General features: G+C 41.7%; 10 protein-coding genes and 2 pseudogenes. 5 read left to right on the forward strand and 7 right to left on the reverse strand.

The genetic code is table 11. The features are described 5' to 3' along the window. Nucleotides 1-10 precede the first annotated feature (10 nt). The 5 genes from NLP_RS24970 to NLP_RS24990 form a co-directional block, all read right to left on the reverse strand. On the reverse strand, nucleotides 11-3,529 hold the full coding sequence (locus NLP_RS24970) for an NB-ARC domain-containing protein (RefSeq protein WP_104908676.1): 3,519 nt from the start codon (nucleotides 3,527-3,529) through the stop codon (nucleotides 11-13). A 324-nt stretch (nucleotides 3,530-3,853) separates the two neighbouring features. Beyond that, a complete protein-coding gene (locus tag NLP_RS24975) occupies nucleotides 3,854-5,206 on the reverse strand; it encodes an efflux RND transporter periplasmic adaptor subunit (protein WP_104908677.1) in 1,353 nt (450 codons plus the stop codon). Nucleotides 5,207-5,227: 21 nt separating this feature from the next. Beyond that, nucleotides 5,228-5,476, reverse strand: a complete 249-nt coding sequence (locus NLP_RS24980) for a hypothetical protein (protein ID WP_104908678.1) — start codon at nucleotides 5,474-5,476, stop codon at nucleotides 5,228-5,230. A 151-nt stretch (nucleotides 5,477-5,627) separates the two neighbouring features. After that, nucleotides 5,628-9,098: an efflux RND transporter permease subunit gene (locus NLP_RS34355; protein WP_199784685.1), complete on the reverse strand. Its 3,471-nt coding sequence runs from the start codon at nucleotides 9,096-9,098 to the stop codon at nucleotides 5,628-5,630. A 16-nt stretch (nucleotides 9,099-9,114) separates the two neighbouring features. Then, the gene (locus tag NLP_RS24990) at nucleotides 9,115-9,672 is read right to left on the reverse strand and encodes a PadR family transcriptional regulator (RefSeq protein WP_104908679.1); all 558 of its coding nucleotides are present in this window, start codon (nucleotides 9,670-9,672) and stop codon (nucleotides 9,115-9,117) included. A gap of 1,016 nt (nucleotides 9,673-10,688) precedes the next feature. Here NLP_RS24990 and NLP_RS24995 point away from each other — a divergent pair. From NLP_RS24995 to NLP_RS25010, 4 genes and pseudogenes are all read left to right on the forward strand, one after another. Continuing rightward, nucleotides 10,689-10,928 (forward strand): hypothetical protein, encoded by a 240-nt coding sequence (locus tag NLP_RS24995; RefSeq protein ID WP_104910030.1) that lies wholly within the window; start codon nucleotides 10,689-10,691, stop codon nucleotides 10,926-10,928. Nucleotides 10,929-11,073: 145 nt separating this feature from the next. Next, complete coding sequence (locus tag NLP_RS25000; RefSeq protein ID WP_104908680.1) at nucleotides 11,074-11,892, forward strand: PD-(D/E)XK nuclease family protein; 819 nt, start codon at nucleotides 11,074-11,076, stop codon at nucleotides 11,890-11,892. A 358-nt stretch (nucleotides 11,893-12,250) separates the two neighbouring features. Then, nucleotides 12,251-12,914, forward strand: a pseudogene (locus NLP_RS25005) (GNAT family N-acetyltransferase). A gap of 184 nt (nucleotides 12,915-13,098) precedes the next feature. Beyond that, nucleotides 13,099-15,108, forward strand: coding sequence for an amylo-alpha-1,6-glucosidase (locus tag NLP_RS25010; RefSeq protein WP_104908681.1), 2,010 nt, complete (start codon nucleotides 13,099-13,101; stop codon nucleotides 15,106-15,108). 62 nt (nucleotides 15,109-15,170) lie between these two features. On the opposite strand, the gene NLP_RS25015 is transcribed toward NLP_RS25010, so the two are convergent. Together NLP_RS25015 and NLP_RS25020 are read right to left on the reverse strand one after the other, a co-directional pair. Beyond that, nucleotides 15,171-19,697 carry a tetratricopeptide repeat protein gene (locus NLP_RS25015; protein WP_104908682.1) on the reverse strand — a complete coding sequence of 1,509 codons (4,527 nt, stop codon included), beginning with the start codon at nucleotides 19,695-19,697 and terminating at the stop codon, nucleotides 15,171-15,173. A 1-nt stretch (nucleotide 19,698) separates the two neighbouring features. Beyond that, entirely contained in the window at nucleotides 19,699-20,025 is a 327-nt protein-coding gene (locus tag NLP_RS25020; RefSeq protein WP_104908683.1) for a hypothetical protein, read from the reverse strand. Between the two features lie 411 nt (nucleotides 20,026-20,436). Here NLP_RS25020 and NLP_RS25025 point away from each other — a divergent pair. After that, a pseudogene (locus NLP_RS25025) lies at nucleotides 20,437-21,008 on the forward strand (MGH1-like glycoside hydrolase domain-containing protein); the annotation flags it as partial. Between the last annotated feature and the right edge of the window lie 93 nt (nucleotides 21,009-21,101).

A 21,101-nucleotide genomic window follows, 5' to 3' on the forward strand; every position in this document is an offset into this window, starting at 1 on the left:
CTTTTACCTTTTATTTTTGCTCTCCATTTTCCACTGCCCCTAAAGCTTTTAGCGTCACTAACTGCGCTGCGGTTAACCCTGTAACCCCGGTGATATTCATTTTTTCGTAAGGTCGTGGCGATCGCAGTATTCTTAGGCACTCACCCGTCGATACATCCCAAAGCTTAATTGTCTCATCTTGGCTACCACTAATCAGGGTTTGACCATCAAGACTAAAGGCAACTGACTTTACCCAATTAGCCCCCTGCAAAGTTTTCAGGCACTTGCCATTATAGACATCCCATAATTTTATCGTTTGGTCTTCACTGGCACTAGCTAAAATTTGACCATCGGGACTAAAGGCAACTGACCAGACTCGATTAGTATGTTCTTGCAAGGTTGTCAAGCACTTGCCCATGTAAACATCCCATAACTTTACTGTTTGGTCATCACTGCCACTAGCTAAAGTCTGACCATCTGGGCTGAAAGTAACTGACCTGATCCGATTGCTGTGTCCCTCCAAAATATGGAGACATTCTCCTGTATAAATATTCCATAACCTGACTCTTTGGTTTTCACTACCACTAGCTAAAGTTTGACCATCGTGACTAAAGGCAACCGATCTTACCCAACTGGTATGCCCTTTCAAGGTTTGGAGACATTTTCCGGTGTAGACATCCCATAATTTCACTGTTTGGTCATCACTACCGCTAGCTAAAATTTCACCATTGGGACTAAAAGCAACTGACCTAATTCGATTGGTATGTTCCTGCAATTTTTTCAAGCATTGCCCTGTGTGAACATCCCATAATTTAATTGTTTGTTTTTCGCTGCCGCTAGCTAAAATTTCACCATCAGGACTGAAGGCAATCGAACGTACCCAACTGTTATGTCCCTCCAAAATTTTGAGAAACTTATCGTTACGGACATCCGATAATTTCACTGTTTGCTTTTCACTGCCGCTAGCTAAAATTTGACCATCGGGACTGAAGGCAACTGACCTTACTCGATTGCTATTTCCCTGCAAGGTTGTCAAGGACTTACCATCCTGGACATTCCATAATTTAACTGTTTGGTTTTCACTACCACTAGCTAAAGTTTGACCATCGGGACTGAAAGCAACTGACCTTACTCGATTGGTATGTCCCTGAAACGTTTTCAGACATTTACCATCACGAAGATCCCATAATTTCACTGTTGGGTCGTCACCACCGCTAGCTAAAGTTTGACCATCGGGACTGAAGGCAATCGACCAAACCCGATTAGTATGCCCCTCTAAGGTTTTCAGACATTTAGCATCACGAACATCCCATAATTTCACAGTTTGGTCGTCACTGCCAGTAGCTAAAGTTTGACCATCGGGACTAAAAGCAACTGACCTTACCCAACTGCTATGCCCCTGCAAGATTTTCAGGCATTTCCCATTGCGGACATCCCATAACTTCACTGTTTGCTTTTCACTGCAACTAGCTAAAATTTGACCATCGGGACTGAAGGCAACTGACATAATTCGATTGGTATTCTCCTGCAAAGTTATCAGACATTTGCCGGTGTGGACATTCCATAACTTCACTGTTTGGTCTTCACTGCCACTAGCTAAAGTTTGACCATCCGGGCTAAAGGCAACTGACCTTACCCAATTGCTATGTCCGTCCAAGGTTTTGAGGCAATTACCGTCATGAACATCCCATAACTTCACTGTTTGGTCATCACTGCCACTAGCCAAAGTTTGACCATCGGGACTGAAGGCAACTGATTTTACCCAACTACTATGTCCAGTACAGCTCAAAAGTAGCTTTCCATCATCAACTTGCCACAAGTAAGTCTTGCCATCAGCATCACCCGTAGCCAAAAGTTTTCCATTGGGGCTAAATGCTACTGAGGAAACACTAACTAATGTTTCGGAAAAAACGGACTTAGCTAAATCAGCATTGGTAAAATTTACTCGATGCAAATTCACACCTTGTAAATATGCTTGCCAAATAGTCAGATGAGAAAAGTCATAGCCGCTAAAATCAATTTGTAGTTGACAAAGAATATTTAACAGATTTCCACCTGCATATCCTGCTGTTTGGGGAATCTGTTGCAGGGACAATAAAATTTGATATAGATGATGTTCAATATTTCTAGCATATCTAAAAATAGTTGATAACCTATCTATAATTGGTTTGATAATTAGGGTAATCTGAGTGTTTCTAATATAATCTTTGGCCGTAGCTTCCATTAAAGCATGGCTCGTAAATAGTCTAATATTACAAGTGGTAATTTCGTGACAAACCTGTTCAATCAGTTGGTCAGTCATGTATTCCATGACCACAGACTGGAGGGTAAAAAGTGCTGTTCTTTGTTCAATTAGCGATCGCCTCCGTAGTGATTCTAGCGCCTCCATGACTTCCCTTTTGGGCAAGGTACGCACAAGAGCGTTTAGCAATTCGTCGAGAGAAACTAACTCGCGCTTGATTGCTAGCCAATAAATTATTTCTTTTTCGATCTCTGACAACCGCTCAAATTGCTGGTCTAGTAAATTCCGGGTGTCGCCAAAAATTATTTCTCCTTCAGTCAGAAAAGCAGCGATATCACCATCAAATAACTCCCGAATTGGCTCAGAAACTAGCTTTAATGCTAAAGGATTGCCTGAATACTTCTCAACTAGCTTGGCCCATTCCTGTTGTGAGCCAAATAACCCTTTATCTTGGAGAATTTCTTGCCCTTCTATTTCTCCTAAGCCAACTAATGATAATGTTCTGACTGGTGATGCTTTTCCCTCTAAAGGCGCAAATTCTTTTGGTTTTTCGCGAGATGTCAGCACCAAACAGCTTTGATGTGCTTCTTCCCCTACCCGCCTAAGTAGTTGACCATAATCTTCATATTCTTGTCTATATTGTCCAGCGCGATCGCCTTCTTGTAAAATTGTCTCTGTATTATCAAATACCACCAGACAACGACGCTCTCGTAAATAATTAATCAGCAGCGTTACTCTACCATCTACGGTTTCTGGCAAATCTGTTTCCCTCTCATCAGATAAAAATCCGATTAGGTTCGCTAACATCTCTGCAACAGGTGGCGCATTGCGGAGACTTCGCCAAATCAAATATTCAAAATTCTCCTGAACTTCCTTTGCCAGTTTCACAGATAAAGCAGTTTTGCCGATTCCGCCCATTCCCAATATTGCCACTAGTTGGCAGTTATCCTCGATTAGCCACTGCCTTAGCCCAGACAATTCTGCTACACGTCCATAAAAAACGCAGACACCAGGCGCTTCACCCCAATCTTGGCGATTTTGGGTAATATTCAGCAAAGATGCTTGATACTCAGATTCTATAACTTGCTGTAACTTAGTGAGCTTACCTGGGCCGCTACCAGTAACATTAAATTTCTTGTAAACTTCGCTTAATCTTTTGCGTACTGCCTCGGCGCTGATTGCCAATTTTTTAGCGATCGCATTTGGTGATTGTCCCTCAACAGCATATAAAAACACTTCGATCTCGCTGTTAGACAAGCACAGTTTTTCGGCAAAAGCCAAAAGAACGTTTTCGGGAATGACACTCATACTCACACAAAGACAGATTACAAACCAATGTTATCTCACATAGTGAGATAACATTACTGCCAATCTTGTATCCCCTCAATATTTCAGGGTAAACATTTGCTGTGGGAATGCTTTGTTGGGGCTTTGTCGTTTTTTCTCTGACAAGGTGCGCGATCGCGCGGTTGAGTTAGTGTACCTCACTTAGGAACGTGAATTAAATAAAATGCAAAACTTAATCTTGTATCTAGCTTCCCTCTCCTTTATAAGGAGAGGGATTGAGGGTGAGGTAAGCCAAGGACATAAATTGATATGTTATTTAATTCTTATTCCTTAAATACATTGAGTCTACTTTCTTTGTGCAACTGGCTGCACGCGCAAACCCTCTGTCTCATCAACCGTAGGAGTGGCAATCAACGATTCATTTCCTGTCAGACCTGATGTAATTTCTACTTCAGTACCATAATCTCGCCCAACGGCAACTTTTTGATAATGCACTGTATGATCTTTGGTTACAGTTGCTACCTGCGTACCTCCGCCATTAACGACTAAGGCACTATCTGGCACGATAAAAGGAGGATTAGTGCGGTTAATCGCAAATCTGACATTGGCATACATCCCAGGTCGCAGCGTCGCGTCTAAATTCTGCACTTCTAATTGTGTCAGTAAAGTGCGAGTAGTTGGGTCTATAGCGTTGCTAGTACGTATTACTTTACCCGTAAACACTCGTTGGGGTAACTCTCTGACTGTAATTTGTGCTGTTTGTCCAGTTTGAAGTGACTGTGATAAACTCTGGGGAACACTCACATTTACGTTTAGATTATCATAAGCAGCAATAGTATAAAGGCTGGTATTGCTAGTGTTGGTGTTGCTGGTACTGTTACTGGTGTTGCCATTACCTGCTGAAATTAAAACACCTGTATTGACATTACGTGCAGTAATCACTCCTGCAAAAGGAGCAGTGACTTTCTTATAAGACTGCAAAACAGTATTACGCTGGAAGTTTGCTTGAATGGCGTAGGCGTTAGCTTGTGCTGCTTTGACGTTAGCAGAGTCAGAATTGATAGTATTTTTTGCTGCCTCAACGTTGGCAAGATTAGCCTGATATGTGGCATATCTTGTATCTGCATCTTGTTGAGGCACTGCACCTTGCTTGACAAGAACACTCCAGCGCTGCCAACTCTGACGTGCGATCAATAGATTAGCCTGGGCTTGCTTCAAATCAGAAACGCTTTTAGCTAAACTAGCACGAGTTTGAGATACATTGGCTTGTGCTTGTGCTACCTCTGCCTTCGCTTGCAAAACTTGCTGATCTATGTCTGGTGAATCAATTTCTGCTAACAACTGACCGGCTTGGACGCGATCGCCAATATCTGCGTACCACCGCTTTAAATACCCAGTACTGCGAGCGTAGATAGTCGTTTGATTCAGGGCTACAACACTGCCAGGTAGTTCCAATTTGGTAGCACCAGTAGCGCGACGGGGAGTGATTACGTTGATCGAGGGTAGGGTGCTTGCTTCTTTGACTGCTGCTTGTAATTCTGACTTTTGGCTTAATCGGGGTAGAATGCCTATGGCCAGTAAGCCACCAAAAAAAACAGCACCAATTACAGCCCAACCAATTGCACCGATACCGCGCCTGTGTTTTTTAGAAGTCGTTTGTTGTTCAGAATCAGGAGATGGACGATGCTGAGAATCCATAGGTAAACTGTCCTGTATTATCTAAGAAAGCAGAAATTTAGCAGCTAGAGTCATTACCATTATTAAACTTCTTGCAAAAGTAGGATAAGGGGTAAGAGGTAAAGAGGAAAGCGGCTCAGAAAAAAGCCTTTCCCTTTGACCTTTTCCCTTTCCCCTACGGTGTACACACAAGTTTTTGACCTGCACTTTAATTGCATCGACTTGCACTTTAATTGCATCGACTTGCACTTTAATTGCATTGACCTGCACCTTAATTGCATCGACTTGCACTTTAATTGCATCGACCTACACTTTAATTGCATTGACCTACACTTTAATTGCATCGACCTGCACCTTAATTGCATTGACTTGCAAAAATTAATCTACCCTACGTTACGTAGTAACTTTAAGAGATTTATGTGTACACCGTAGCTCTTATATGCTATGACTTGCCTTGAGATGATGACAACGAATATGCTGTCTGCGAATCTGAGAAATTTAAATCATCATCATCCTGATCGATAGGACGAGGTTGTTGACGCCGTAACATGCTATATACCACAGGTACAAAGATCAGAGTAGCAACTGTTGCAGCTGACAAGCCACCAATTACAGCGCGACCCAAGGGTGCATTCTGTTCACCACCTTCACCAAGACCAAGAGACATTGGCACCATGCCGATGAGCATGGCTAAGGCAGTCATCAACACAGGACGCAACCTTGTATAGCCTGCCGCGAGAGCTGCTTTATAGGCATTTTCCCCTTCCTGACGCTGGTCATTAGCAAAAGTGATCATTAAAATACTGTTGGATGTCGCCACACCGATACTCATAATTGCACCCATTAACGAAGGAACGCTGAAAGTGGTGCGGGTGACAAACAGCATCCAAACGATCCCTGCTAAAGCACTTGGCAGCGCCATCATAATAATCAGGGGATCGAGCCAAGATTGGAAGTTCACCACCATTAAGCAGTAAACCAACACAATTGCAAACACAAGTCCTAAACCAAGTCCCAGAAAGGAAGAGTTCATCGTTTGCACTTGCCCACGGACATTAATCTGACTTCCCTTAGGCAATTTTTTCTGATAATCAGCGATGATTCGATTTACATCGCTGGCAACTCCCCCAAGGTCACGGCCAGAGGAGTTAGCGTAGATATCGAAAACTGGCTGAATGTTGTAATGATTCACAACTTGCATCACTGTGTCGCGTTTGACACTAGCCAAATTACCCAAAAGTTGAGGTGCAGTTTGACCGTTGCCAACTGGCGTATTTTTTAGGCTGTCAATAGAGTCAAGTTTGTACTGAGGAACTTGTACAGCAAGGGTGTAACTCACGCCTTTTTTGGGATCTAGCCACTGGTTAATTGCAGCTTGACCGCTTGAACTTAAGGAAGTAAGAACGCTATTGGCAACATCACGCTGGGTCATACCCAGTTGTTGAGCCTCGGTGCGATCTACATCAAGACGTAATTTGGGAGCATCGACAACTTGCTGAAGATGTACATCTACAGCCCCAGGAATGCGCGTCATCCGAGCGGCGATTTGTTGGGCAATTTCAAAGTTGCCCTTTGAGTTTTTCAGAGGGCCAGATATTTGCACGTCAACAGCAGCAGGCAAACCGAAATTAAGAATTTGAGTTACGATATCAGCCGGCTCAAAAAAGAAAGTGTAGCTGGGAAATGTCGCTTTCAATTTCTGGCGGAGTTCCTTGACGTAAGAAAAAGTTGCACCAGATTCTTTTAAAGACACAAGAATATCAGCATCAGCCGATCCAATTGTGGCACCGTTGTAGCCATAAGTAAGGTTAATGCCACTGGTGGGTAAGCCGATGTTATCCAGAATTAGAGAGAGATTCTCTTTCGGTACAGTCTGGCGGATAACGCCTTCGACTTGGCTGACAATTCTTTCTGTCTCTTCCAAACGAGTCCCAGGTAAGGCTCGAACATGAAGGCTAAACTGACCACCATCGACTTCAGGGAAAAAGTCTTGACCGACGAATGGCAACAAAACTCCTGCACTGACGATAAAAGCACCAAATAACACAAAGACTATGCGGCGGTGATTTAATGCTGAGGTCAGGAGATTATAGTACCAACTGCGAAGTTTCTCAAATTGCCGGTTAAACTTTTCGTGTAGCCGCCATATCCAATCTTTCTTCACAGATTTGGCAGTTGTCGTTGTTGCTTCTGACTTTTGGTGGTGGTTGTCGTGACCATTATTGTTTTGGACTGGCGAATCAGTATGGTGGTCGCGATTATCATGGATTTCGACTAGTGAAGAATGGCTGTGGTGATTGTCGCGACCATTATTGTTTTGGACTGGCGAATCACTATGGTGGTTGTCGCGACCATTATTGTTTTGAACTGGCGAATCAGTATGGTGGTTGTCGCTATGACCATTATGATCCTCGCTTTCTCTATGCCAGTCTACTTCAGCTGGTAAAAGATAGCTTGCCATTGTCGGGACTACAGTCCGAGATAGCACATAGGAAGCAAGCATCCCAAATACTACCGCCATCGCTAGGGGGACAAATAGGTACTTTGCCACTCCACTGAGAAACACGACCGGCACAAAGACAATACAAATACATAATGTTGCTACAAGTGCTGGAGTGGCGATTTGCTGCGCCCCATCTAAGATTGCTCGCTTGATGGGTTTACCTTGTCCGAGATTTCGGTGGATATTTTCAATTTCTACTGTGGCATCATCTACAAGAATACCAACAGCTAAGGACAAACCACCTAAGGTCATGATATTGAAAGTTTGTCCCAAACGACTCATCACAATAATTGAAACTAGCATCGACAGAGGAATCGATATGGCTACAATTACCGTGCTGCGCCAACTTCCCAGGAAAATCAAAATCATCACCGCAGTCAGACAGGCTGCAATCAATCCTTCTTTGAGAACACCTTCAATCGAAGCTTTCACAAATATAGATTGATCGAACAAAAACGCTAAATTCAGTTCTGGGGGTAAGGTGGATTGGATGCGAGGCAAAGTTTTTTTAACCCGCTCGATCACATCAATCGTTGAGGCATTGCCACTCTTCAAAATACTAAGTAAGCTCGATCGCCTGCCATTCTGACGTACAATGTTCGATTGCACGCCAAAGCCATCTCTTACCTGGGCGACATCACGAATGGAAATGACAGTACCATTAATTTGCTTAATCGGCAAATCGTTGAGGGCTTCCACCACACTTGGACTATTGTTGATTTGTACGGCGAAGTTGCGATCGCCTATTTTCATATCGCCTGCGGGCAAAACCAGGTTTTGGGCACTGACAGCATTAGTCACGTCTTGAGCAGAAACGCCATTAGCCAACATCGCTTGGGGATCGATATCAACCATAATTTGCCGAGGTTTACCACCATAAGGCAGAGGTATACTCGCTCCTTGCACTGTTGCTAATTGGGTGCGGACGAAGTTGGTAGCATAGTCGAAAAGTGCTTCTTCCGGTAAGCTTTTGCTACTGACACTCATCTGGATAATCGGCACCGAAGAAGCGTTGTATTGAATAATGAATGGCGGTGTGATCCCAGGTGGCAAAGGGCGAAGAATTGTTTGGCTGACAGAGGTAATTTGAGCAACTGCTGAGGCGATATTGGCGTTAGGTTGGAAGAAAACTTTGACAACGCTAACACCACTTAAAGATTGAGACTCAATGTGTTCGATGTCACCAACGGTTGTTGTCATAGCACGTTCGCTAATGGTGACGATTCGCTGTGCCATTTCCTCTGATGTGGTACCAGTGTAAGTCCAAACTACGCTGACAACCGGAATGTTAATTGCGGGAAAAATGTCAACTGGTGTACTAAATATCGTGACTGCACCCAGGATCGCAATCATCAAAGCAGCGATCGCGAATGTATACGGAAGACGTAAAGCAATTTTGACGATCCACATAGTTAATTAGGATACTTCAAAAGTTTTTTCTGTTAAAGCTGACTGAGGTTGACGTTTGAGCTAATTGAAGTTGTTCTGTTTGGAGTTGCTCAATTAGCCACTCAATTTCTGATTTGATCACTTCAACTGCGCGCTTTTGCACTTTTGCTTGATATAAATCATCAGTAACTTCAAGTGCTTTTTTCTCTGCAAGGCGTAACTGACATAACATCAATCGATGTTCAATTAACTGGACTCGTTCTTCGGGTAATAAATGACTAAAGAAAAAAAATTTGATGAAGAATCGCGATCGCATATTCACCCAGCTTTCATGAGGATATGCCAGCATCTCTTGATACCAAGTGGTTTTGCCGAGGGGTGTAATCTCATATACCTTTCCACACTGTCCACCTTCTTCTCCTTGTTCTGCACATAGGATCGCTTCACCTTGTTCTTCCATGCGCTTCAAAAGAGGATAAATCGCACCATAGTTGACACAAATACTGCAACTCATAAACATCTCTAGTTGCTGCTTGAGCCGATAACCATTTAATGGCTCTCGCTGTAATAAACCTAATACTGCCAACTTCAGCATTCTGATATATCAATCTGATATGTTGATTAACCATATCAAATTGAGCTTTTTTAGCCAAGTACTTAAGGTTCAATTGTCAGCATTCTCTGTGATACCGCAGGATACTAGCCAGATAAGTTACCTGTGGGCTAGTTAGGGACAAGTGAGACGCTCACCTCACAATAGGTAGTTGAGTATTTTTTTATTTGAAAGTCCCTTACTGCCAAAAGTGAGGATTCATTTGGAGACTTCAGCCAGATTTGTCGCAATACAGTTCAGTTAAGCCTAAAAATTATACTAACGTAGGTTGGGGAGCCACTGCGTTGCGGTGAGGGAGTCGCAGTCTTGGCGGTTCCCGTCGATTGCGTTAGCGTTAGCGGTAGCGACGCAGGAGCGTCACTCCCGAACCCGAAGGGGGGTTCCCCCCGTTGTTCGCGCAGCGTCTCCCCTTGGGAGAAGCAAGTAGCTTTTGAGGAATGAAACCCAACATTATCGAGACTTTGTTGGTAACGCTTACGATCAACCCAAGCGTATTGAGATTTGTAGTATCTTATGCTGTTTAAATAATTTTCTCTACAGTTTACCTTGACCTAAGTAACTAAGTTACTTTATAGTGAGTTTAGCAGTAGAAACCACGGTGACTTAGTAAGGTTACGGGTGAATTAAAAAAACTTAGTGAGCAAAAGATAAAGGCAAAGGCTGGAACTGCAAATTCTGAAAAAGGCAATTTGTATACAAATTACCTGTAGGAATTTCGAGGGTTCAATGTGCGTAGTATGCCTTCTATGCGATTACGCGCATTGAGCGCCTGGTTTTTGATATCCAGATTGCCCTGCGAATTCATCAAAGAGCTTAATTTTTCATAATCTGCAAATATCAAGACCAGCTTTTTTGGTATTCCCACTCCACTCAGGAGTAGGACTGTTGTGTACCTTGATTTAGTGGGAGCAAAGCTGTGGAAATTCGCTGTTTCTTTAGTGTGGTCAGGGGAGCGCGAACTGCTGCCTAGATTCAACTTTCAAAACAGGAAAAAAACTATGAAACCCAGTCTAAAAGATAACGATAATCTATTTTTCAGGTGGTTTTGTACAGGACTCAAATATTTTCTGCTGGCGCTGCTGGGGCTGGGAATAGCCTTTGTTGTGTCTCACACTTTTGGGGCAAATGCGATAGTTGGGATGCTTTTATCCGCAAGTCTATGGTTATGGGTTGCGAGGATAGCGATTTTCCTAGTCTGTCTATTTGCGATCGCCATGATCTATGAGTCTTGGGGTTAAGACTAAGATTCATACTGAGCATAAATAACCTTTAGCTGAGTGAAGGTCAGCTAAAGGCTTCGTAATTTTTCATAAAATACCTGTTTTTTACAGATAGTCTACCAAAGGTGAGTTGCAGATTATAATTTACTTCTAAAATAGAAGAATGCTGTCAACTCCCACTCAACTATTGCGACTGTCTCAAGGACAACTTAACTTACTAGAAGCTTGTCCGCGTAAATTTCAACATACCTATCTCGAAAAACTCAATTCCCCCTCAAATCCAGAACAAGAAGAACGGCTAACTTTGGGTAGTCGTTTTCACTTGCTAATGCAGCAACGAGAAATGGGTTTGCCAATTGATAGTTTCCTGAAAGCAGATGCTCAACTGCAAAGCTGGATGCTGGGTTTTGCTGATGCAGCGCCAGAAATCTTAACGGCTGCATCTGATAATCAAACTTTCCGTGAAAGTGAACACTACCGCACTCTGCAAGTTCAGGATTATTTGCTAACAGTTGTATATGATTTATTGATTGCAGATAACCAACAAGCGCAAATTCTCGACTGGAAAACTTATCCTAAACCACCCAATAAACGCAAGTTAGAATCCAACTGGCAAACACGGCTTTATCTGTATGTGTTGGCAGAAACTAGCGACTATTTGCCAGAAAAGATTTCCATGACTTATTGGTTTGTCCAATCTGAGGGCAAACCGCAAAATATTAAATTTAATTACAGTACTGTTCAACACGCACAAACAGGAAAGAAACTTAATCAACTATTAAGTCAGTTAACTAATTGGTTGGAAAATTACCAAAATAACCAGCAGTTTCCCCAAGTGGTGGAGGGTAGTAAAAACTGTGATTATTGTCAGTTTGCCAAACGGTGCGATGCCTACGGCGGTAAACTACGCATACAAGCGACTGAAGATGCAGTGAAAGACTCATTGCCAAATTTTGACAGTATTCAAGAAGTCTCACTTTGATTTGATCCGCAGGATTTTGTTGCTAAAACAGATTCCTTATATAGCAATCCTAAATGAGTCGTGAAAAATATAGATAAGGAAACGAACCGCCAAGAACGCCTTCTCTACGAGAGGCTGACGCCAACGCGCAGCGTCTCGTTAGAGAAGGACGCAAAGGGAAGAAAGAACAAAGAGATATATAATTTCACAAATGATTTAGGACTGCTATATCTGTAGAGTCTTGTGGAAAATAAAAAAGTAATGTAAAGTCCTTTTTTTAACTCGAAAGCATTTTGATTAAAAGAGCTAGATTCGGTAAATGCTCTTTTTTTTTCATTCAACAACATATCTATGTAAATAAATCACGATTTATAAATTTATGTCAACTTTTGATGAAACTGAAGCAATTTATGTACACGAATTAGGAATTGATGACATTGCTCCCGTTTACCACTTGGGAGAAGGGTTATTTACCAGCGATTTATATCCTTATTTATATCGCACCTGGGACGAATGGGAGGTGATTGGACTTTACAACACCGATCCAGAATACTGTCTTGTGGCCGAAACAGATGGGGAATTAGCAGGATTCATTTTAGGAACGATCATCACCAAAGCATCCTGGACTTATGGATATATTTTATGGCTGGGAGTTAGCCCGAAGTATCAGCGTCGGGGAGTTGCAGACAAGTTGGTTGATAAAGTCGTCGCCCGGATGATTGAAGATGGGGCGCGGTTTATGCTGGTAGACACTGACCCCACCAATACTTCAGCATTAAAGTTTTTTAACCGCAAAGGTTTTGGTAATATCCGCCAGCATATTTTCTTGTCGATGAATTTAAGCAAGTATGAATATTATGGCAGATTAATTGATTACGAACACCAAAAAGCTGAAAGAGCAGGTTATAGGCGATGTCTACGACGGGCTACGCCTACGCGTCCGGCATATTCGTGCCCGTAAGCCTGATAGTGTTGCTAATGAAGTCGTCCTTAATCCTCTAGTGAGTGAATCTCAAATAACTGAGGAGCAATCTCCAATCTAACAAAAGTTAGGATTAGCCCTTTCAAAGTGAGTAAAATTTTTGGACAATAATTCCTCTTTTCTCCGTGTTATCTGCGACTCTGTGGTTCAATAAATTATTTTTAAACCGTAGAGGCACAGAAAACGCAGAGAGAAAAGCATGATGGTGATTGTTACTTTTGAATTTAAGCAAAGTGGCGTGACTTATGTCTATAGAATTTGGGCGGGAAATTTGTGGCAATCTTGACATTGCAGAATCGCGAGAGTGGTTAGTTACTAACGGTATTGGTGGTTACGCCTCTGGGACTGTGGCTGGTTTATTGACTCGCCGCTATCACGGACTATTGGTAGCAGCATTGAAACCACCTCTGGGTCGTACTTTAATGCTGGCAAAACTAGATGAAACTGTATTGTATGATACCCGCTCTTTTTTTCTAGACACCAATCGTTGGGCAGATGGTATTGTCAGTCCGCACGGTTATCAGCATATTGAACGTTTTTCTTTAGAAGGTACAATTCCTGTATGGTGTTTTGCCGTTGCTGATGCCTTATTAGAAAAACGGGTGTGGATGCAACAAGGCGCGAACACAACTTATGTCCAGTATACTTTGCGTCGTGCCACCCAACCGCTAAAGCTGACGCTCAAAGCAATAGTCAACTACCGCGATTATCACAGCGACACTCAAAGCAATGGTTGGCAGATGTCTGTAGAGGAGGTAGAACAAGGGATTTGTGTAACAGCTTATGCGGGTGCTGTACCACTATATCTACTGAGTGATTCAGCTAAAGGCGATCGCAGCATTTCACGCGCTAGTATATCTGTTGTCCACAATTGGTATCATGGCTTTGACTTGGCAGTTGAACGCTATCGGGGATTGAAAGATAAAGAAGACCACCTTCACGCCGCCACTTTTGAAGTTACACTGAATCCTGGGGAAGCGATCGCGTTTGTAGCCAGTACAGAAAAACAACCAAATCTCAACGGTGAAGCGGCACTAAAGTTACGTCGCGCTCAAGAGCAGAAGTTAACAGGATTTTGGAAAACTAATCGACCCCTCAAAACTAAGGAAGTCCCTAGTTGGATCAACCACCTAGTACTAGCTGCTGACCAGTTTCTTGTCGATCGCTCATTGCCAGAAGACCCTTACGGTAAAACCATCATTGCTGGTTATCACTGGTTTAGTGACTGGGGACGCGACACCATGATTAGTCTACCTGGTTTGACAATTTCCACTGGTCGCCCAGAGGTAGCACGTTCAATTCTTCGCACCTTTGCCAGATATGTAGACCAGGGAATGTTACCTAATCGCTTTCCCGATGCAGGTGAGCAACCAGAATATAATACAGTCGATGCTACACTCTGGTACTTTGAAGCAGTCCGCGCCTACTACAGCGCTACAGAAGACGATAATTTGCTTGGTGAACTCTTTCCCATACTTGCAGACATCATTAATTGGCACTGTCGCGGTACACGCTACAACATCCACCTCGATGCCGCCGATGGCTTACTTTATGCAGGCGTTGCTGGTGTACAACTCACCTGGATGGATGCCAAAGTTGACGATTGGGTAGTTACGCCCCGAATTGGCAAACCGATTGAAGTTAATGCCCTCTGGTATAATGCTTTACGGACAATGGCAAAGTTTGCCCGTCAACTTGGTAAACCACACCAAGAGTATGAGGCAATGGCAGACCGGGCAAAGTATAGATTTTCTCGCTTCTGGAATGACGAGACAGGTTATTGCTATGACGTTTTAGACAGTCCTGATGGTGATGATGCGTTGTTGCGACCTAACCAAATATTTGCTGTGTCATTACCAGAAAGTCCGCTCACACCTGCCCAGCAAAGGGGTGTAGTGGAAGCTTGTGGGCGAACGCTGCTGACTTCTCATGGGTTGCGATCGCTTGCCCCCGAACATCCACAATACCAGGGTAAATACGGTGGTAATCAGTATCAACGTGATGGAGCTTACCACCAAGGGACAGTTTGGGGTTGGTTATTGGGGCCGTTTGTCTTAGCACACCTTCGCGTCTACAAAAATCCTGAGCAGGCTCGTCAATTTTTGGAACCAATGGCTAATCACCTCAACGCGCACGGTGTTGGTAGTCTCAGCGAAATTTTTGATGGTGATGCCCCGATGACTCCACGGGGATGCATTGCCCAAGCGTGGACAGTGGCAGAGGTTTTACGTGCTTGGTTGGCAACGGAGAGTTGATACGGGTAATAATTCAGGATTTAAGGCGCTGTTTAAAGATTATGATGCGATCGCATAAAACTCTATAATTGCTCACCGCCAATATCTTGGTCTTCAGTCTTCTTGGAAAATACGGAAATCATCTCTTGAAGCTGATTTATAGCTTCTTGTGCTTGTAGTTCTTGGGCAATATCTAATGCTTGCTGTAGCTGCTTTAATCCTTCGGCGGATCTATTTTGGGCTAGCAACAGTTGTCCGAGCAAGCCTAAAGTAGCAGGTTGGCTGTTTTTATTATTGACACTGCACTGAAATTCATACGCTTTTCGAGCAAGTTCAATTGCCTCTTTTAAATTTCCTTGTTGAGCAGCAAAATTAGCTTGTTCATGTAAGCGAACTGCTTGATTATTCTTTACTGTGAAAATTATTTCCTGTAATTCGTCAACTCCATCAAGTTGATTTTCTTGAGCCAGAGAAACCGCCTTTTCCAAATCTTGTAGTCCACCTTGATAATTGCCCTGATGTGCCTTGATTTGCCCAAGCATTGATAAAACTTCTGAACACCAGTGAACATCCTTTAATATTTCTGAAAGTTCTAAACATTGGTGAGCTAAATTTAGTACTTCGTCAAATTTTTGACTTTCGCATTTTTCTTGAGCCAAATCGAAAAGGTGTTTTAGTTTCCCGTACTGTACTGTAATAGCAATATTTTCTATATCTTCCCTTTCAGGAAGATTATGCTGTTTAGCAATCTCAATCGCTTGAGATGCTCTTTTAACACCCTCCCGAAAATCTCCTTCATGTATTAAAAGGTTTCCCATTGATAGCAAAATGCCTACTCTGATTTCTTGATCACCAAGTTCTTCGATCATAGGCAGGGCTTGCTCAAGTAAATCAAGTGCCGCTCTCGCATTACCTTTTTCGGTTTCGGTTGCTGCTGCTTGATACAACTGTGTAGGTTTTTTTAGTTGAGCATTCTTAATTAGCCCTCTAACTTCTTCGACATCTTTAGTCCAATTTAGTTTTTGATAAATATTTAAGGATTCTGTTAAATGCTCAATTGCTACATCTACTTCACCCAAAAAAGACATAACTTCTCCTAGAAGTTTAAGAATAGTAGCTCGAAGAACAACATCAACAACTAAATTACATTTTTCTAAAGCTTGCCTTAGAGAATCTGCTCCTGCTTCATAACTTCCTTGTTTTATTTTAAGTCTTCCTATTTCTATAAGAGCAAAACTATGATTTTTATGATTATTAACTGTGTTAATTACTTCTAAAGCTGTATTTAGCTTCTTTTCTGCCTTATCTAAATTATCTTGATCAATGAGTATTGATGCAATTTGTATCAATACATAGGCTTGAGTGTCTTGATTTTTAATTTTCAAAGACAAATGGTATGCATCTTCGAGAAACTTTAAAGCTTCATTGATATTATTTTGACGCTCATGAAAAATTCCTATCTCCTGAAGTGTCAATGCTTCACGCGGTTGATCGCCATTCTTTCTGTGCAATTCAAGAGCTTGATTGTAAAGCTCTAAAGCAAGCTCACGGTCACCACACTCTGAGCGGAAAGTGGCTAGATTATGTAAAAGCGTTCCCTTGAGCCAAGAGTTATCAATTTGGGGCAGCAAGACATTTAACTGCTCTAAAATCTCTCTTGCCTCTTCTATTTCACCTTGTTTGAGCCTGAGCATTGCAGTATTGCTGAGTAATGGAATTTTATCCTCAAGGTTTTGGGACTGCGTTTTGTGTGAAACTAAACTTGGTAATAGATTATCCCAAGCATCAGTTTGACCAAGATAAACTTGAAGAGTGGCAATGTTATTTTGTACACCATAGAGTAAATTTTTATCTCCTGTTTCTTCAGCAAGCTCCATTGCTTCCATATATAATCTAAGCGCTTCTTCAGGTTCACCTAATTCTCTCTTAATATCTGCTATTTGACTAAGAGACTTAGCTTTGCCGAGCTTATTGTTATATTTTTCTTCAATGCTAATTACCTGTTGGCAAATTTCTAGTGCCTTTTGATAGTTACCTTGCTTAACGTATAAATCTCCTAAATCATGAAGGATTGAGGCTTTTAGAACTTCATACTCAGGTGAACATATCTCTAATGCCTGTTGATAGTTATGCAAAGCTTCGTCCACTTCACCGATATGTTCTTGTGCTTTTGCTAAGTAGTAGAGGAGGTTACAAGTGACAATATGGATTCCTAAGTAACCGTAAGCTCCATCACGGACAAATTTACATAGCGTAGCTACTTCTCTGTACCTTCCTTGGCGGTTGAGCCGCATGACTAAAAACCAATTTGCTCTAGTTAATAAGTCTGGGTTAAAAGCTTTAGTTGCGAGTTGATACAACGCAAACAATCTATCAGTCGGCATGGCTTGCTCAAAAGGATCATTAAGCAGAAAGCTTTCTGATAGTTTTTCCTCTGCCTCCATGCTCTTTACAATACCTTTGGTAAACCATATTTCATCTAAATGTTTCGCAGCAGTTCTGTATAATTCTATGGAATCTTTAGGAAAATCAAGAAGTGGCTCTATAATTCGTGGAACATAATACAAAGTTTCTTCTTGAGAATGTATACACTCAAGTAAACCTAATCCAACTGCTCTAGAAATATAACTATTTACATCGAAAGTTTTAGGACAAAGGACTTCTATTGCAGACTGAGGTACTGGTAAGTGATACACCAAGGCAAACGCCAGCATTCGTTGTAATTTTATTGGTTGTCGATTCAGTAGTTCCTCGGCCAGAATACTTTCACGAAACTCTTGGGTGGTTTTCTCTACCTGTTCTAGGATTTGTGTTTTACCAACTTGTTGCACTTGTAAAACTTTGTTTAACCACTCCAACAAGCGAGGATTACCTGCCGAAGTTGCCAACGCTTTGAGTTGTAACTCTCGATCAATTTCAGAACCAGGTGCAAAAGATACTAAACGGTTACATTTTTTCTGTAGATCAGTACCTGATAAGGCAGCTAACTGCTCTCGATACAATCGCTGATTTAGCTCTGGAAGCAAAAAATCATACCTGGATGTAATAATCATCCGGTGTGGAAGACGGGATTGAGTTATTGCCTTCAATAGAGATATCAAGACTGTTACAGCTTCAGGCTTTAGGACTGCGTTACCATCTGTTCTCAATTCCAGGTTTGCTTCAAAGTCATCAAGAACAAAGATTAGTCTCTGCGCTTGCTCATTGAGTCCTTCTCGTAAGAATTTGGTTAACTTTTGTGTGAGTGGCAGATTACTTTGTAAAATTTTCTGTCCCGTTTCTGAAAGACATTGTTCAGCAAGCTGCCTTAGCAATTTATCTTCATCTAATTGCCGATAGATAAAAATTTCATCATAGCCTTGTAAACGTTCTAAAAGCCTTGCTGCAACAGTGCTTTTGCCAACTCCACCTAAACCATACAAAATTACACCTAACTTATCTGCTGCTCGCAATGTTCTTAAGCTACGTTGCAGTATTCTGCGTCTTCCTACAAACTCCTGTGGTGTGGCAACCCGAACAATTCCCTGCGAATCTAGAAACTGTTCATAAATCGGTTCTTCTGGCAACCATACCTGATCGCCGAATGGTTCAACCAATGCTTTTGGACACTGACCTCGGATATAAAGCCTAAGTAGATGCCAATCCTCTACCTTAGCCTCTCGTAGATATTGATAAGTACTGGCAAGTGCCTCCGAAAGTTCATACCCGGCAGCCAGTTTGCTGTAGAGATATGCTGCGGCTTGTGTAGCTACTACATCTGCGATCGGTCGTCCCCATCCTAAAACGGCTCGACAACCTTGCTCAATTAATGATTCAGCTAAAGAAGATACTGCACCATCACTCGCCGCTTCACCTGTTCGGCAGCCTGATAAAAATACTAGCTGTGGTATACGAAACCTTAAAGCTGAAGCAATCTCTGATGCGTAAGCAGCGTGGAGTTCGCCAGTTTCAGTTTCTGTAAGAAAAAACGGTCGTTCATCCTTGATAGACGCATGTCCCGTCAGGTGAAACACGTCGAACGGTTCACGATAACGTCCCCAGAGTTTATTTAGTTCTGCAATACAACCACTTTCTTCTACTCGTAAATTAAGAGGAATATCTTTTATTTCTGTCAAAATTTGAGCTTCTTCCTGTTCAAAATCGAGTGGCGGTTCTACATCCTCTGGCGATGTAGCCATGAATAAAATCCGTAAAGGACGTTGCTGGGTATCCTCTGAATCTTGAACAGAACGATCAACCCAACGTATTGGTACAACAACTGGATTAACACGTTCTATTAAAAATTGCTCTCCATTATGCAACGTCTCCCAAGGCAGATGCCCTAATCGTTCACGCACATCTAGCGCCAGAATTAACCCTTCCTCTGTGCAATTATTAATTGCTCGACTTAGCCACCTGCCAGTTCCATCCAACCAACAAAATAATTGATACCCAATTCCTTTTAAATCAGGCATCAGCATGTAGTAACTACCTTTTGCCCTCTGAATTAAGTTTTCAATTGACGATACATCAAGCTGTTGTGTTTCATATCTTGCTGGATATCCCACTGCATAACGCAATTCTACAAAGTGTTTTTCAAGCGGTACTAATTTGATGTAAAGCGTCTGCACATTAACTCTCCAACTCTTCTAACACTGCACAGATGTCTTCAATAGTGGCATTCTCTAAGACAACTCGCACATCATCACCTACAAGTACTACATCAAACTTCTTATTAGATCGTTTGTGTTCCTGATACCATTTACGGATTTGTTCTGCGACTGCGACTGTACCTCCTACAATCCCGATCACAGTGCCTATCACTGCCAATGTACCTTCTTTGGTAGTCACAGAATTTGATGCTATCTCCCAACTACCCTGTAGACCAGTGGTTTCAAACAGTTTTTCAGCGGCAATATCAGTTTCTTCACCTTCAAGAGAAAGCTTTACCTCTACCATATATTAATTGAGTAACTATAAATACAAGTATACTACTCATTTTTTTTACAAGACACTACAAGCTATAGAATTATGCTTTAAATAGGGTATTTTGCTCAACTTTTTGGGATATTTTTTTATAAAATAAAATTTCATAGAAACCTGAGATTTGATTACATATAAATATATAGTGACTTTTTTAAAAACATCGTTCTTCTCCAAATTTAAAAGTCAAACAGTTGAAATTATTAACAAAATTTAATATAGTTTTATCCTAAGTTTATCCTAAATTTGAATTGTATCAATTGCTCTATAAATTTTTAATCAAAACTTCAGTACCATCTCAGTTAAAGAAAGGATACTCCAGATAGCAAATTAACTGAACTAAAATGCAGATATGCACAGGATGATATTATGACAAATCTAACCCAAGAAGAAATCAGATTTTTTGGACTTTATGGCATTCGGGCACTTTCGAGATTTCATGCTGAAAATCCCTATATTTTTGATGTCAATGGTTCGCAATTTCAAGTCGATTATGAACTGACTGAATCTAGCAGTGGTTTATTTGGTGGTAATTCTAACTGGCGTGACCCCGTTTGGTTTCCGGTGAATTTCATCCTAATTCAATCTCTGCAAAAGTTTCATTATTATCTAGGAGACGATTTCAAGTGGAATATCCAACAGGTTATGGTCAAATGATGACACTTTGGGAAGTTGCATCAGAATTATCTCAGCAGTTAACCAGAATTTTCTTGTGAAATGCCTCTGGTAAACGTCCTGTTTGTGGTGGAATGCAAAAGTTTCAAAACGATCCATACTGGCAAAATCTGATTTTATTTTATGAATATTTTCATGGTGATAATAGAGCCGGAATTGGCGCTAGTCATCAAACTGGCTGGACAGGTTTAATTGCCAAATTAATCTAGCAATTTGGTGAATATGAAACATGGCATCAAGAACTAGAAATAGAGAAGGATAAAGACGCGAGCGCTTTAACATAGCAACATCCAAATCTGATTCTCTCTCGCTTTCATGAAAAAGGTTTGTTGTTACTATCCCGCCTCGTAATCAATTTCGATGATTAAAAATCTTAA

The sequence above is a fragment of the Nostoc sp. 'Lobaria pulmonaria (5183) cyanobiont' genome, assembly GCF_002949795.1.
Lineage (GTDB): Bacteria > Cyanobacteriota > Cyanobacteriia > Cyanobacteriales > Nostocaceae > Nostoc.

What these genes read in the sequence shown, in the direction of transcription:
- NLP_RS24990 (WP_104908679.1), bottom strand. Translation starts at nt 9,672, where the DNA reads ATGCTGAAGTTGGCAGTATTAGGTTTATTACAGCGAGAGCCATTAAAT.
- NLP_RS25020 (WP_104908683.1), bottom strand. Translation starts at nt 20,025, where the DNA reads ATGGTAGAGGTAAAGCTTTCTCTTGAAGGTGAAGAAACTGATATTGCC.
- NLP_RS24995 (WP_104910030.1), top strand. Translation starts at nt 10,689, where the DNA reads ATGAAACCCAGTCTAAAAGATAACGATAATCTATTTTTCAGGTGGTTT.
- NLP_RS25010 (WP_104908681.1), top strand. Translation starts at nt 13,099, where the DNA reads ATGTCTATAGAATTTGGGCGGGAAATTTGTGGCAATCTTGACATTGCA.
- NLP_RS34355 (WP_199784685.1), bottom strand. Translation starts at nt 9,098, where the DNA reads ATGTGGATCGTCAAAATTGCTTTACGTCTTCCGTATACATTCGCGATC.
- NLP_RS24970 (WP_104908676.1), bottom strand. Translation starts at nt 3,529, where the DNA reads ATGAGTGTCATTCCCGAAAACGTTCTTTTGGCTTTTGCCGAAAAACTG.
- NLP_RS25000 (WP_104908680.1), top strand. Translation starts at nt 11,074, where the DNA reads ATGCTGTCAACTCCCACTCAACTATTGCGACTGTCTCAAGGACAACTT.
- NLP_RS24975 (WP_104908677.1), bottom strand. Translation starts at nt 5,206, where the DNA reads ATGGATTCTCAGCATCGTCCATCTCCTGATTCTGAACAACAAACGACT.